The organism is Pseudoalteromonas sp. APC 3691 (assembly GCF_030408135.1).
GTDB lineage: Bacteria > Pseudomonadota > Gammaproteobacteria > Enterobacterales > Alteromonadaceae > Pseudoalteromonas.
In genome coordinates this window covers 107,472-121,100 of record NZ_JASDCB010000004.1, presented here as the reverse complement: position 1 = coordinate 121,100, position 13,629 = coordinate 107,472, and the positions used below count along the sequence as shown (strand labels likewise).

Sequence of the window (13,629 nt, the reverse complement as noted above, 5' to 3'; positions counted from 1 at the left end):
CCCACCCTCAAGCACAGTATTGGTCTGACTAAGTATAGGGCGTTGCGCTATTTTGCACGCTGACCCACCAATACTGCCGAAACAGGTTACGGTTAGTTGTGTACCTCTAACTTCTTATGGCTTCCTTCAGACCCCACCGTTGGCCAGTGACGCCCTTGCCATTCAGATTATCTTCCCCTTAGTCAGGGTGATAAGGCATCTTTCAGCCTATCGGGTTTGCCAGCTTCGCTGGGCAAACAAAAAATACCGGCTTAAGCCGGTATTTATATAAAGGTATGATAACTATTCACTGAGCACTAAATTGGCAGCTGCTTTTAAAATACCAGGATAATCTTGCTCTGGTAGGTACTCTGTAAGTTCACCAAGTTTGTCTGCAAGCTCACTCATATTAACAGCTGATACATTAATATGGCCCATTTTACGACCTGGTTTTGCAGTTTTACCGTACCAATGGCTCGTTACATCAACCGTTTTTAATACTTCACTTGGAATACTTGGTTGGCCTAATACGTTTATCATCGCGGTAATGTGTTTAAGCTCTGTATTACCAAGCGGTAAGCCTGCAACAGCGCGCATGTGGTTTTCAAACTGCGAGCAATGGCAACCTTGTTGCGTCCAATGGCCTGAGTTATGTACGCGCGGTGCAATTTCGTTAACGAGTAACGTGCCATGTACATCAAAAAACTCAATAGCTAACACGCCAACGTAGTTAAGCTCATTTGCTATTTTTGTAAATGCATCGTTTGCTTGCGCTTCAACACTTTGATTATTTTTACCAGCAATAGAAAGCGTTAACACACCATTAGTGTGCTCGTTTTCTGTTAGCGGATATATAGCAACATTACCGTGTTTGTCGCGCGCACCAATGATAGATACTTCACGATCAAACGGGATCATTTTTTCAGCAATAATCGTATGTGGCGCAAGCTCGGTGCCTGATGCAATAAAATCAGCCATTTGTGACCAAATTTCGTCTATTTGATCATCCGATTTTAAACGCCATTGGCCTTTTCCGTCGTAACCCGCTTGGCATGTTTTAATTACAAGAGGTTTACCTAGAGTTTTAACGGCAAGTTCTAAATGCGCTTTTTCAGTAATTAATTGGTACGGCGCACAAGTTACGTTTGTTTTATCAAGCAATGCCTTTTCAAGCGAGCGATCGCCACCGGTTTTAATAGCGGCTTTTCCTGGGTAAAACTTATTACTGTTACAGCAAAGTGTTAGTACGTCATCAGGAATGTGTTCAAACTCGGCAGTAATGGCATCAGCGTTTGATATTGCTTGCTCAAGCGACGTGTTATAAATGTCACCAGTTAGCGGGTGCATAATTTGTTTACTGCCTACATCGTATGCAACAACGTTTAAATTAAGCGGCGCGCCTGCAAGGCTCATCATACGTGCAAGTTGCCCTGCACCTAATATTAAAATATTCATTATTACTCTGCAGGGTTTGGATTAGCTAATATAGTGTCGGTTTGAGCTTTACGAAACGCTTCAATTTTTGCAAAAATTTCTGGATTTTGACATCCTAAAATTTGTGCAGCTAATAAACCCGCGTTTGCTGCGCCCGGCTCACCAATTGCAAGCGTACCTACCGCAACGCCTTTAGGCATTTGGCAAATAGATAAAAGTGAATCAACACCATTTAATGCTTTTGATTTTACAGGTACGCCAAGTACAGGAAGCGACGTAAAAGCAGCTGCCATACCAGGTAAATGCGCTGCGCCGCCAGCACCAGCAATAATAACTTTAATACCACGTTCTGCGGCTGAACTTGCGTAATCAGCAAGTAATTGAGGAGTGCGGTGTGCAGACACGACTTTGGTTTCGTACTTAATGCCAAAATGCTCTAGCATAAGTGCTGCATGTTCCATGGTTGGCCAATCTGATTTAGAACCCATAATAATGCCAACAGTCATAAATACTCCTCAGTAATGTATTTTAAAAATAGCGGACTTATGTCCGGTTTTAGGCGGGTATTATACCCAAACCAAGTTTAATTGCGACTCACAAAAACAAAAAAAGCCATGTTTAAACATGGCTTTTTAGAGTTAACGGGTAAATAGCTAATTAAGCTTCTTTACTCGCTAGGTATTCTGCGTAGTTGCCTCTAAAGTCGATAACTTTACCGTCTTTAATTTCCCAAATTCGGGTTGCAACCGATGATACAAACTGACGGTCGTGGGAAACAAACATCAATGTGCCCTCGTAAGCTTCAAGGGCTAAGTTAAGCGCTTCAATTGATTCCATATCCATGTGGTTAGTTGGCTCATCCATTAACAATATGTTTGGCTTATGCATCATAATTTTACCAAACAACATGCGGCCTTGCTCACCACCTGAAATTACTTTAACTGATTTTTTAATATCGTTTTGAGAGAATAACATACGGCCTAAGAAGCTACGAACCACTTGCTCGTCGTCGCCTTCTTGTTGCCATTGCTCCATCCACTGAAACAAGTTCATGTCGGTTGCAAACTCATCAGCGTGATCTTGCGCGTAGTAACCAATATTCGCGTTTTCTGAGAACTTAAACTCACCAGCTTTAGGGGCTAAGCGCCCTGCTAATGTATTAAGTAATGTTGTTTTACCAACACCATTTTCACCAATAATAGCAATACGTTCGCCAACTTCTACTAAACCTTCAAGTCCAGAAAACAACGTATTGTCGTCAAAACCTTGTGTTAAGTTTGTCATTTCAAGTGCGTTTCTGAATAACTGCTTTTCTTGATCAAAACGGATAAACGGCGTTTGGCGTGAAGATGCTTTAACTTCGTCTAATTGGATTTTGTCGATACGTTTAGCGCGCGATGTTGCTTGCTTAGCTTTAGATGCGTTAGCAGAGAAACGAGATACAAACTGTTGAAGTTCAGCAATTTGGTTTTTCTTTTTCGCATTTTCGTTAAGTAATTGCTCACGTGCTTGCGTTGCTGCAAACATGTATTCGTCATAATTACCTGGGTAAATACGAAGCTCGCCGTAGTCAATGTCGGCCATGTGTGTACACACAGAGTTTAAAAAGTGACGGTCATGCGAGATGATTATCATGGTACAGTCGCGCTGATTTAACACGTCTTCTAACCACTTGATGGTGTAAATATCCAAGTTATTAGTAGGCTCATCAAGTAGCATAATGTCTGGGTCTGAAAACAATACCTGTGCAAGTAGCACGCGCAGCTTAAAACCCGGTGCAATTTCTGACATTGGGCCAAAGTGTTGGTCAGTGCCAATACCTACACCTAATAAAAGCTCACCTGCTTTAGATTCCGCAGAGTAACCATCCATTTCAGCAAATTCAGTTTCAAGATCGGCTACTTTCATACCGTCTTCTTCACTCATTTCAGGTAAAGAGTAAATACGGTCACGTTCTTGTTTGATTTCCCACAGCTCTTTGTGGCCCATAATTACGGTATCGATTACTGAGTATTCTTCGTAGGCAAACTGATCTTGATTAAGTTTAGCAACGCGTTCGTTAGGATCAGTACTTACATTACCTGAAGACGCTTCAAGCTCACCACTTAAAATTTTCATAAATGTTGATTTACCACAACCATTTGCACCGATTAAACCGTAACGGTTACCATCGCCAAATTTTGCTGAGATATTTTCAAATAATGGTTTAGCACCAAATTGCATGGTGACATTAGCTGTACTAATAATAGCGCTACCCTCCAAAGGAGTAATGATGTATTTAAATTGCGCGCAGTTTAAACCAAAATGGCCTGTTTTTCTATGAAAGTTTAAAAGCAAACCACTGCGTTTTAGCCATTTATTATGGCTATGTAGTTAGTAGTAAAAATAACGGATTAGATTTAATGGTTTCGTTAATTTTTATTCAACTTATTCTAATTAAAATCCATAAAGTATGTTTTATAAACAGGCATAAGAGATTAGAAATTACGATACAAATTAGAGTAAAAACACTTTTAACGTGTTTGTGTGTCTACTTAACTCATTTTTGTTCACCCTGTAATAATAAAAAGTTATATTTATAAAAATAAAGTACTTTTAGGGCTTTTACACTAGTTACTACTTTTTAACCAAGATGAAATTAATTCAAATTACAATTTTTATACATCGCTAATTTCTCATCCTATTTACCTATCAAATCATTAAAAACATAAACTTTTGCAACACCTGAAAAACAAAATTAACCTTTAGTGAATATCCGTTAAGTTTAACGATTAATTTTATTGAGTATTTTTCACTTTTGAGCCGTTTATTGCTTTGTTAGTCTTCGAATCTGAATTTTTACCTACGTAAAAAATTGACCAATTTACACAGGGCAACACACAAGATGAGCAAAAAATTAGCGACGCTTATTAGCGCAAGTATTGTATTCGCACCCGCTGTTTCGGCAGTAGAATTATACAAAGATGACAAAAATACTGTTGAAGTTGGTGGATATCTTGATGTGCGTGTAATTAATACACAAAACGAAACCGAAGTTGTTAACGGTACCTCGCGCATTAACTTTGGATTTACCCGAAAGCTTAAGAAAGACTGGACCGCACTCGCACTCGTAGAATGGGGTGTAAACCCTGTTGGCAGCAGCGATATTATTTATAACAATCGTTTTGAGTCTATCCAGGATGAGTTTTTATACAACCGTTTAGGTTACGCAGGGCTTTCGCACGAAAAATATGGCCAACTAACCATTGGTAAACAATGGGGTGCATGGTACGACGTAGTTTACGGCACAAATAATAGCTTTGTATGGGATGGTAATGCGGCTGGTGTTTACACCTATAACAAAGACGATGGCGCTGTTAATGGCACTGGCCGTGGAGATAAATTAGTGCAGTACCGCAATAGCTATAACGATTTTAGTTTTGCAGTACAAGCACAGCTTAAAAACAGCGAATTTTATACCTGTGACGTAACCGACATTTCAGAAGAAGAATGTGAAGCAATTTGGAACTCTGGCGATAGTGCAGCCCAAGAAGTTGAATTTAATTACACATTTGGTGCGTCTGTAACTTATACCCCAACTAACATGCTAACACTTACAGCAGGTGTTAACCGTGGTGAGTTTGATTTAACGTTTGGCGATGGTTCTACTCGCAATGTTGAAGATTTAATTTATGGTGCAGGTATTATGTGGGGCAACATTGATGAGCCCGGCCTATACGTTGCAGCCAACGTAAATAAAAACAAAAACCACGACACCGATAATATTGGTCGCTTAATTAAAGACGCAATCGGTGTAGAAACATTTGCATCTTACCGCTTTGATAACGATTTTCGCCCTTTTATTGCCTACAACGTGTTTGATGCTGGTGATGATTACGTAATTCAGCCAAACTTTAACGCCGACCCAGACGATGTATTTAAGCGTCAGTTTGCTGTTATTGGCCTTCACTACTTAATTGACGAAGACACTATTGCCTACGTAGAAGCGCGTAAAGACTTTAGCGACTTTGAAAGCGATAACAAAGAGCAACAAGCACAAATGGAGCAGTCGGAAGATGACGGTATAGCATTTGGTTTTAGATATAAGTTTTAAATATAAGTTTATAAAACGACTACAACTTCCCTAAGCACAACCCTTTTAGCCCTTTTAACTGGGCTTTTTTTATTTTTCCATACTTTTTTCAATACTCGATTTTGCATTTAAGGCTATTTCAAAAAAGGCATTAACAGCCGCATTGGTATCTGCTTTTTTAATTTGTAATAGCACCATTCACGATGCCCCTATTTTTTACGTTTACCATTTTGCTGCTCATTACAATGAGCGAGGAAAACTTTAATTAATCACTCATAGTCCACACTCGGCATTTATAATTTTAGTGGATGTAGTTATCGCAGGCTTTATTATTTTGACTACCTCCTTGATTACTTTTTATAATTTGACTTTATTGCTAAGTTTAACGTTATAGAAATATTTAGTATGATGTGTTCTTTTGCTATAAAGCCACCAGCTAATTTATATTAACTGCATTAAGAGTGTAAAAAGATGGTGAAATTATATTGAAATTGCAAAGTACTTACACTGCTTATTGCTGATCACAAAGGCGTAAGGCTGATTAAAAGCAGTAACAAATAGATGCGTATATGCTCATAGGTACTGACAGCATTCTAACTCAATAGCTACGCACTGTATATAAACACAGTGATTATATTTCCTGCGCAAATATAATTTAAACCAACTTTCCTTTGTAAGTCGTTAATAATATTAAACTAAGTAAAGTGCTATAAAACTGATTGAGCATTCTAAATACACAAAACAGCGATAACTGTATATACATACAGTTATCACTTAAACCTATCTAACCTACTTTTTAATAAACGTACTATAACCAGCTAATGCCTTAGCCACACTAATTGATGGATTATCTGAATGCTCAGCACCTTTGTTTATATCACTTTGCCACACAAGGTTATTGTTAGGATTGGTTGATAAAGCGGCCTCTAAATTACTAAACGCTTTTAACATTAGCGGATGCTCTGCCCCGCCCACCGAAAGATATAAATAAGTAGGCGCCTTAACTTTGTTAGCTTGAGTAGTTAAAAACGCTTCTACATTATTAACCACTGTCATGTCGTCATACCAAGCCGCTGGGCTAAATGCAAAGTAGCCATTAAACAGTTCAGGCTTTGTATGCAGTGTATAAAGTACAAAGCTACCACCTGCCGAAAAACCACTTAATACACGGTTATTACTAAGCTTATATTTTGCCGATAAATACGGGAATAACTCAGTTTCAATAAACGCTAAAAACTTGTCGGCTTCACCATTAGGCTCTATAAGTGTTTCGCCCTCTGGGCGCGCTTGTGTATTTACATCTTGGCGAGCATAAGGAGGCACTAAATCGCGATTACGTGTATCTGTAAAAAACAAATTAGGAATAGACACCAATATAGCCTTATCCCCTTTTTCGCTCTTAGCTTGCTTTGTAAGTGCTTTGTCCCATGTGTCTAAATTAAAGTTACCATCGGTTTTAATAATTAACGGATACGCTTTTTTAGGATTGTAATTAGCGGGTAATCTTATAAACACTTTGCGCGACTCGTTAAGCACGCTTGAGTTAATTGTTACGTCTGTATAGGCCGATACATAATGGTTGTAATAACGTATGGCTAAAATACTGATAGCAAAAATGACTACGGCTAAACTTAAATTAATAAAATAGTGTTTTGTTATTTTTATTGCCATGCGGCATTCCTTTAAATGTTTAGGATTTATTTAATCGAGCTTAACCCATTGTTTTATTTCAAGCGCGGTCATAATAAGCTCAACCGAAAATGCGGCTAAAATCATCCCCATCACACGCGTTAAAATAGACGCGCCGCCAGTACCAATAAGCTTAATTATTTTACCCGAAAGCAGCAACAGTATTAAAGTAATACCCAACACACCAAGTGTAACAAGCGCTGTGCCTATTTGAGTAGTAATTGGGTGTATGTGGTTGTCGGTAAGTAGTATCACCGCCAAAATAGCGCCTGGGGTCGTCGTTGCGGGTATAGCTAGCGGAAACACTGCTATATCGTGATCAGGGTCTTGTTTAGCTTTGTTAGAATCGTTTCCAAATATCATTTGCAGGCCAAACAAAAACAATATAATTCCACCCCCTAACTGAAACGACACCAACCTAATTCCCATCGCATTAAGTATTAGCTGCCCTATTAAAATAGAACCCAATAGTACGCAACCAGCATTAAGCACCGTTTTAAAGGCTGTTTTACGACGTTGTTGATCTGTTAAATGAGAAGTAAGCGCAGCAAACAGCGCCATAGTGCCTATTGGGTCAATGGTAGCCCAAATAACAAGCGCATCTTGAGATAGTTTTTCTAGCATATAAAATCCTTGTTAAGCGTAAATATTTAATAAAACACGGGTAACAAATTCATTTGCTTACGCTTAACTATAATAGAAAGCCGTTATTTTTTGTATTTTATTTACACTTGAAGGCGTTGACCTTTCAGGATTGAAAAAAGATAAGCACTTATAATTGCCGTCTTTCGTTAAAGTGATTTATGCCAAATAGAATTTTCTCTTAAACTAAAACCTAACTTAATAAGTAAATTATGGGAACGTGCATTGTGTGCACTCACCTCAGCCGATAAATGTTTAAGCGCAATTTCCTTAAGTAGCGTTTCAATAAAACCGGTGACTACTTCAAACATTACACCTTTATCCCAAAAGTCGGGGTGCAGCTCAAATCCTATAAACGCACTACTTTTACACGGTGTTAAATTATAAAGCCCACAAGTACCCATTAACTTCCCAGATGTATTATGTTCAATTGCCACTCTAATCACTTCGCCTTCGTAATAGGCGCTAATATCATCTTGTATTAATTGTTTGATTTGTGTTTTGCTGAGCGGTGTTTCGTAGTCGTTAAATTCTGACACATGCGGGTGGTTTAAAATATTAAATAAACACGCAGCGTGTTTGTGGGTAATTAAACGCAGCGTAACGCGTTCAAGCTTTGTGGTATTAAACATTTTATTTAAGTGGTTAGTTAAATTAGCTCTTTATGGGCAGGCATTATTAACTTACCATACCCCATTAACAAGCATTATCTTTAAAGCAAAAAGAGTAAGAGAACGTAATGAGTGACGATTTTCAAGTAATACAACCCACTACCACAGTATATTGCCCAAAGCGCGGCGAAGGCTGGACCTTAACAGGCATTACTAATATTAACGAGTTTACCTCAGTAATGTTTGACGGCACACGCTATACACTTCCAGCACGCGAAATAGTAGAAGAACTTCTTCCTAACCAAGTAGCGCGTGAGCAAAATAGCTAACCAAACACATACACAATAAAAAGGCTGCAATTTTGCAGCCTAATATCTAATTAACGAGTTAAAATGCTTCGTCTTCACTGTAAACATTAACGTTTAACTCGTCCTCATCTTCAAATACTACAAACGAAATAGGCTTACAGCATACTTGGCAGTCTTCTATGTATTGCTCATCAATATCTGCTGCATCAAGTAATACTTCTATACTTTCTCCACAATAAGGGCAGCTTATTGATTTTTCAGTTAACTGGTTCATTTATCACCTGCTAATTTATATTTCGAATGTTGTAACTTTAATGAACAAGCCAGCATAATTCAACACCCCATTAAATAACGCTTATTTGGCTAAACTAATTAAACAATGCTGCTAACTAAAAAGTGATCTAAATACCTGCTTTACGTTTATAAAACACCATAAGCACATTAGTTTGCACCATATATAAGTTAGCCAGCTAAAACTATGCCTCTACAATGAAATAGTATTAGCACTTAGCGGGTCTAACTTCATAAGTATTTAAACTCACACTTCAGGTGGATAATTTTATGAAAAAATCACTCGCACTCGCATTAACATCTGCCGCAATATTGTTTAGCACATTTACTCATGCAGCTAAAACCGAAAAAGCGGTTTTAGCTGGAGGTTGTTTTTGGTGTATGGAAAGTGACTTTGAAAAGCTAGAAGGCGTAACCGATGTAATATCGGGCTTTACTGGCGGTAAACTTAAAAACCCGACATACAATGCTAATCATAAAGGCCATTACGAGGCCGTAGAAATCACTTACGATCCAGCCATAGTAAGCTATCAAGGTATACTTGATCATTACTGGGTTAATATTGATCCTTTTGATGCAAAAGGCCAATTTTGCGATAAAGGCCCTAGTTACGTAAGCGCTATATTTGTACAAAACGACGAACAACGTAAATTAGCTGAAAAAACAAAAGCAGCAGTAGTAGCAGAGTTTCCTAATCAAACTGTGGTTACACCTATACTAAACGCAAGTGCCTTTTACCCTATTAAAGGGAGGGAAAGCTTTCATCAAGATTATTATAAAAAAAGTCCAATTCGATACAATACTTATCGTTGGCGCTGCGGTCGCGACAGCCGCCTAGAAGATATTTGGGGCGACAGAGCAACTCACTAACATACACACCTAAAAAGGCTGCTTAAATAAAGCAGCCTTTTTAATTTAACTGATACGCAGTTATTTTTTCTTATTTAATCTTGGCCATATTTTTGGTTAAATGCTTCATCAGACATCGTTAAATAAATTATAAACTCAACAAATGCTACTAATGCCGGTATAAACGTCCAGAAAAATATAAGGTATAAAAACCCTAAACCAATTTGACCTAAATAAAACTTGTGAACCCCAAAGGCACCTAAAAAGAAAGCTAACAACGCAGCCGCTATTTTACTTTTACCGTTTGGAGCTGTAGCCGAAAGAGAATTAGGTGCCGCTATTTGCCTAACACCACACTTAGGGCATATTTCAGCTCTTACTTTAATTGTACTACCACAATCAGAACAAAACTTCTCATCTGGACTTTTCGAAATTGGTGTATCACTCATTAATAACTCTCCATTGTTTTATAATTATGACTTACCCATGTAACCATAAAGTTATAATTGCTATTTGCTTGTTGCTATCACTTCAAAATTTAGCATACAAATGTAATCAACTTCAATACCTCTTTAAAATCATAAGGATATTTTTAACAATAACTGTATTACCCGTTCGCTTTAAGGCGGCTAAAGTACGACCTTAATCACATAGCTGTAGACACAATGGGTCAATACGGCGATCTAAATCCTCATTATCAATAAATAGTATATTCTGTTTCCTAAAGCAGGCTGTTTATCTACTAAATCAAATGCAATAAATTGCACTCCTAAATTGATATAAACCAAATTCAACAACTGGAGTTACACAAAATGTTTGCCAATCAATTACAGCTAGCGCGTGCTCTAGAGTTACCAACACGCCAAGCCATGCTTTACCGTGAACCAGCAGTACAACACTTTTGGAATAACAACACCGACCTAATTACAAACGCGTGGAGCGAATGGAAAACAACATCAATAGATGGCTCAACGTTTACGGTTGACGACACACTACTTGATAAAAACCTACGTGAAGCAGTAAAGCAAGCATGGGAAGATCCATCAAAAGAGCTGGCCGTAAAAGCGTTATTACACGAAGTTGCGCCTGATGTATTTCAATTTCAATTTTTTGATCCAGAGCGCCTTGCCGTATTACGCGGGTATTTAGAACAAGTATGGAATTCGCAAATTCCTATGCGCCCACCATATGGCATCGTGTTAAATCGCCGTGGTGCCATGCTTGATAGTCGATCAGAAGGTTATTTAGCAGCGCCAAGCTTTCAAGCGTTTTATAACGAAATACTAAACACTTACATGCGCCCTATTTCGCGTATGTTGTTCCCTGAGGTTACGGGGTTTGATACACAAACATTTGGTTTTTCTATTTATTATGAGCCAAACACAGATTCGTCAATTCGCCCACATACCGATGCATCGGCGGTAACGCTTAATATTAACTTAAACTTACCAGGCGAAGAGTTTACAGGGTCAGAAGTTGACTTTTATCACCCGTACACAGGCGACATTAAATCACTTACGTTTAAGCCCGGCACTGCCATGTTACATCGTGGCAATATTGCACACGCAGCCAAGCCTATTACCAGTGGTGAGCGAACTAATTTTGTTTTGTGGTTGTATGGAGAACGTGGGCGATTACCAGCACAAGGTGCACCACGCATTCCTATTGATGCTAAACAGCGCTGGATTAACCCTAAAAAGACGAACGACGGCTATGCACCATTTTAATCGAGTTATTAACTAAGTTTTTAACTAAACAAAAGGCTGCTTAATTTAAGCAGCCTTTTTGTTAGTATCGTTTTAGTTTACGTTTAAAACTTATACGTTGCAGATAGCCTTACACTTCTGGGTGTCCCCGGTTGAACCCAGGCATCAGCAAATGAGTTAGTGTAATAGGTCTCATCAAACAGGTTATCTACTTCTGCACGCAAGCCAATTGCCTTAGTTACATCAATATCTATAAAAGTACGCGCTGTTGTATAGCTTGGTAGCTCAAAGTCGGTACCAAAAAAACCGTTTCGAGAGTCTACATAAACTAAACCTGCGCCAAATTTAATTGCTTTGCCATATAACTCGGCTGATTTAACAAGCTGTAAACTAAGTTGATGTTTAGGAATATTTAATAAAGAACTACCCGCTTCAACGGTATAGCCAAAGTTAGCATCAAAAAATGAGTTTTCAATAGTTGCATCAACATACGCATACGATAACCATAGGCTTACATCATCCGTTAGCTCACCGTTTATATCAATCTCTATGCCTTTGCTTTGTGCTTCCCCTATTGCAGCAAAAGTAAATGCAGTGGGATCGTCAACCACCAGCATGTTGTCTTGCTCTACTTTAAACATCGCGATAGTGCCAAATAAAGCGCCATCGTTTAAAGTAAATTTAACTCCCAACTCTGTTGAAGTAGATCGATTTGGTTCAAACCCATCGCCATTTGTATCAGTGCCTGATAAAGGCCTAAAGTTTTCGCCATAAGCGGCATAAACAGATACAAACTCGCTCGCCTCATACACAACACCTAATTGGGGGCTAACACGTGACTCATTTTGTTTTGATTGTGTATCAGCTAAACGATTATTGAGTGTTTGTTGGTAGTCATCAAAACGTATACCAATACGTACATCAAGCTTATCGGTTAGGCTTATTTGGTCTTGTATAAATACACCTAACGACTCTTGCACTTCTAACTTATCGGTATTGGCCGTTGGCGTAGGTAACTCATATGCTCCATATACAGGATTAAAAACATTTATATACTGATCGCCACGTACACGAAGAACAAATTGATCATTTTCGAACTTATCAGAATCAACACCAATTATTAAACGGTGATCCAACCCTGCAACCTCTAAACTACCTGTCACCTCTGCTCTAAATACCTGATATTTTGCATTGTAATCACGGTAGCGCCTAAAGCGATTTACTTCGCCATCAATCACGCCATCAAAACCGGTTTCGGTAGCAACCCCTTTCAGCGAAGTATCACGGTAGTTAGCGCCCAGCAATACGCTCCAATTATCATTAAAGTCATGAATAAACTCTAATTGATGGCCAAGTACATCAGCCTCTATTGGGCCATCACCTGGCTCACCTAAAAAGCGGCTTTGTGGTATTAAACCAAGTTCGCCATCTATGGCTAATACGCCTCTATCAAAAGGAACCTCTTGGTCGCTGTATTCAAGCTCATATATTAGCTGGCTGTTGTCATTAATGTTCCATGTTATTGATGGGCTAAAGCCTTGTTTAGTTGTCTCTATTGTATCGCGAAAGCTTTTTGCGTCTTCATAAAAACCAACCAGTCTAATTGCTACGTCGTCGCTAAGGGGCGTGGTGTAATCTACATCAGCGCGGTAGGTGTCAAAGCTGCCTACGCTTAGCTTTAGCTCGCCGCTTGTATCAAACGTTGGGCGCTTAGTAACGAGATTTACTGTACCGCCAGGTTCACCACGGCCAAATAAAGCAGCACGTGGACCTTTTAACACCTCAACCGATTCAATACCCGACAAATCACGTGAGCCACCAAAGCCACGCCCAGCATTAAACCCATTAACAAGGTAATTGCTTGGCAAGTTTTCATCGCCTACAAAGCCGCGTAGCGCAAAGCTATTCCAAAGCCCGCCAAAGTTATTTTGACGCGCTACCGATGCCGATAAATCAAGCGCTTGATTTAAATTTATAGCACCTGCGTTTTCAAGCGCTTCTAAATCTATTTTTAATTCTGGTTGCGGTGTTTCTAACGCACTAAATAG

Annotated in this window: 12 protein-coding genes and 1 pseudogene; 4 read left to right on the top strand and 9 right to left on the bottom strand. The window is 38.9% G+C overall.

The annotated features are described in order from the left end of the window. Positions 1-282: 282 nt before the first annotated feature. The 3 genes from QL998_RS02620 to QL998_RS02610 all read right to left on the bottom strand — a co-directional run bounded on the left by QL998_RS02620 (position 283) and on the right by QL998_RS02610 (position 3,660). Positions 283-1,434 (bottom strand): 5-(carboxyamino)imidazole ribonucleotide synthase, encoded by a 1,152-nt coding sequence (locus tag QL998_RS02620; protein ID WP_024595103.1) that lies wholly within the window; start codon positions 1,432-1,434, stop codon positions 283-285. A gap of 2 nt (positions 1,435-1,436) precedes the next feature. Beyond that, the gene (purE, locus tag QL998_RS02615; protein ID WP_002962540.1) at positions 1,437-1,919 is read right to left on the bottom strand and encodes a 5-(carboxyamino)imidazole ribonucleotide mutase; all 483 of its coding nucleotides are present in this window, start codon (positions 1,917-1,919) and stop codon (positions 1,437-1,439) included. Positions 1,920-2,070: 151 nt separating this feature from the next. After that, complete coding sequence (locus QL998_RS02610) at positions 2,071-3,660, bottom strand: ABC-F family ATPase (protein ID WP_076914937.1); 1,590 nt, start codon at positions 3,658-3,660, stop codon at positions 2,071-2,073. Between the two features lie 637 nt (positions 3,661-4,297). On the opposite strand from QL998_RS02610, the gene QL998_RS02605 reads away from it, so the two are divergent. Continuing rightward, positions 4,298-5,506, top strand: coding sequence for a porin (locus QL998_RS02605; protein ID WP_290192099.1), 1,209 nt, complete (start codon positions 4,298-4,300; stop codon positions 5,504-5,506). Positions 5,507-6,274: 768 nt separating this feature from the next. Here QL998_RS02605 and QL998_RS02600 read toward each other — a convergent pair. The 3 genes from QL998_RS02600 to QL998_RS02590 form a co-directional block, all read right to left on the bottom strand. Further along, the gene (locus QL998_RS02600; RefSeq protein WP_024604286.1) at positions 6,275-7,156 is read right to left on the bottom strand and encodes an alpha/beta hydrolase-fold protein; all 882 of its coding nucleotides are present in this window, start codon (positions 7,154-7,156) and stop codon (positions 6,275-6,277) included. A gap of 30 nt (positions 7,157-7,186) precedes the next feature. Next, positions 7,187-7,798: a MarC family protein gene (locus tag QL998_RS02595; protein ID WP_290192098.1), complete on the bottom strand. Its 612-nt coding sequence runs from the start codon at positions 7,796-7,798 to the stop codon at positions 7,187-7,189. A 167-nt stretch (positions 7,799-7,965) separates the two neighbouring features. Next, a complete protein-coding gene (locus tag QL998_RS02590) occupies positions 7,966-8,448 on the bottom strand; it encodes a GNAT family N-acetyltransferase (protein ID WP_182194604.1) in 483 nt (160 codons plus the stop codon). Positions 8,449-8,555: 107 nt separating this feature from the next. Between QL998_RS02590 and QL998_RS02585 the strand changes: the two genes are divergently transcribed. Then, a complete protein-coding gene (locus QL998_RS02585) occupies positions 8,556-8,756 on the top strand; it encodes a hypothetical protein (protein ID WP_182194607.1) in 201 nt (66 codons plus the stop codon). A gap of 58 nt (positions 8,757-8,814) precedes the next feature. On the opposite strand, the gene QL998_RS02580 is transcribed toward QL998_RS02585, so the two are convergent. Next, complete coding sequence (locus QL998_RS02580) at positions 8,815-9,009, bottom strand: CPXCG motif-containing cysteine-rich protein (RefSeq protein ID WP_024593951.1); 195 nt, start codon at positions 9,007-9,009, stop codon at positions 8,815-8,817. Positions 9,010-9,296: 287 nt separating this feature from the next. Here QL998_RS02580 and msrA point away from each other — a divergent pair, with 287 nt between their 5' ends. Then, a complete protein-coding gene (gene msrA / locus QL998_RS02575; RefSeq protein ID WP_290192097.1) occupies positions 9,297-9,896 on the top strand; it encodes a peptide-methionine (S)-S-oxide reductase MsrA in 600 nt (199 codons plus the stop codon). 74 nt (positions 9,897-9,970) lie between these two features. On the opposite strand, the gene QL998_RS02570 is transcribed toward msrA, so the two are convergent. Next, positions 9,971-10,324: a TM2 domain-containing protein gene (locus tag QL998_RS02570; protein ID WP_182198090.1), complete on the bottom strand. Its 354-nt coding sequence runs from the start codon at positions 10,322-10,324 to the stop codon at positions 9,971-9,973. A 363-nt stretch (positions 10,325-10,687) separates the two neighbouring features. On the opposite strand from QL998_RS02570, the gene QL998_RS02565 reads away from it, so the two are divergent. Beyond that, a complete protein-coding gene (locus QL998_RS02565; RefSeq protein WP_290192096.1) occupies positions 10,688-11,602 on the top strand; it encodes a 2OG-Fe(II) oxygenase family protein in 915 nt (304 codons plus the stop codon). A gap of 83 nt (positions 11,603-11,685) precedes the next feature. On the opposite strand, the pseudogene QL998_RS02560 reads toward QL998_RS02565, so the two are convergent. Then, a pseudogene (locus QL998_RS02560) lies at positions 11,686-13,626 on the bottom strand (TonB-dependent siderophore receptor); the annotation flags it as partial. Positions 13,627-13,629 lie beyond the last annotated feature (3 nt).

Excerpts from the sequence above, each read along its gene's own strand:
- QL998_RS02620 (WP_024595103.1), bottom strand. The coding sequence starts at position 1,434 with ATGAATATTTTAATATTAGGTGCAGGGCAACTTGCACGTATGATGAGC.
- purE (WP_002962540.1), bottom strand. The coding sequence starts at position 1,919 with ATGACTGTTGGCATTATTATGGGTTCTAAATCAGATTGGCCAACCATG.
- QL998_RS02605 (WP_290192099.1), top strand. The coding sequence starts at position 4,298 with ATGAGCAAAAAATTAGCGACGCTTATTAGCGCAAGTATTGTATTCGCA.
- QL998_RS02600 (WP_024604286.1), bottom strand. The coding sequence starts at position 7,156 with ATGGCAATAAAAATAACAAAACACTATTTTATTAATTTAAGTTTAGCC.
- QL998_RS02595 (WP_290192098.1), bottom strand. The coding sequence starts at position 7,798 with ATGCTAGAAAAACTATCTCAAGATGCGCTTGTTATTTGGGCTACCATT.
- QL998_RS02590 (WP_182194604.1), bottom strand. The coding sequence starts at position 8,448 with ATGTTTAATACCACAAAGCTTGAACGCGTTACGCTGCGTTTAATTACC.
- QL998_RS02585 (WP_182194607.1), top strand. The coding sequence starts at position 8,556 with ATGAGTGACGATTTTCAAGTAATACAACCCACTACCACAGTATATTGC.
- QL998_RS02580 (WP_024593951.1), bottom strand. The coding sequence starts at position 9,009 with ATGAACCAGTTAACTGAAAAATCAATAAGCTGCCCTTATTGTGGAGAA.
- msrA (WP_290192097.1), top strand. The coding sequence starts at position 9,297 with ATGAAAAAATCACTCGCACTCGCATTAACATCTGCCGCAATATTGTTT.
- QL998_RS02570 (WP_182198090.1), bottom strand. The coding sequence starts at position 10,324 with ATGAGTGATACACCAATTTCGAAAAGTCCAGATGAGAAGTTTTGTTCT.
- QL998_RS02565 (WP_290192096.1), top strand. The coding sequence starts at position 10,688 with ATGTTTGCCAATCAATTACAGCTAGCGCGTGCTCTAGAGTTACCAACA.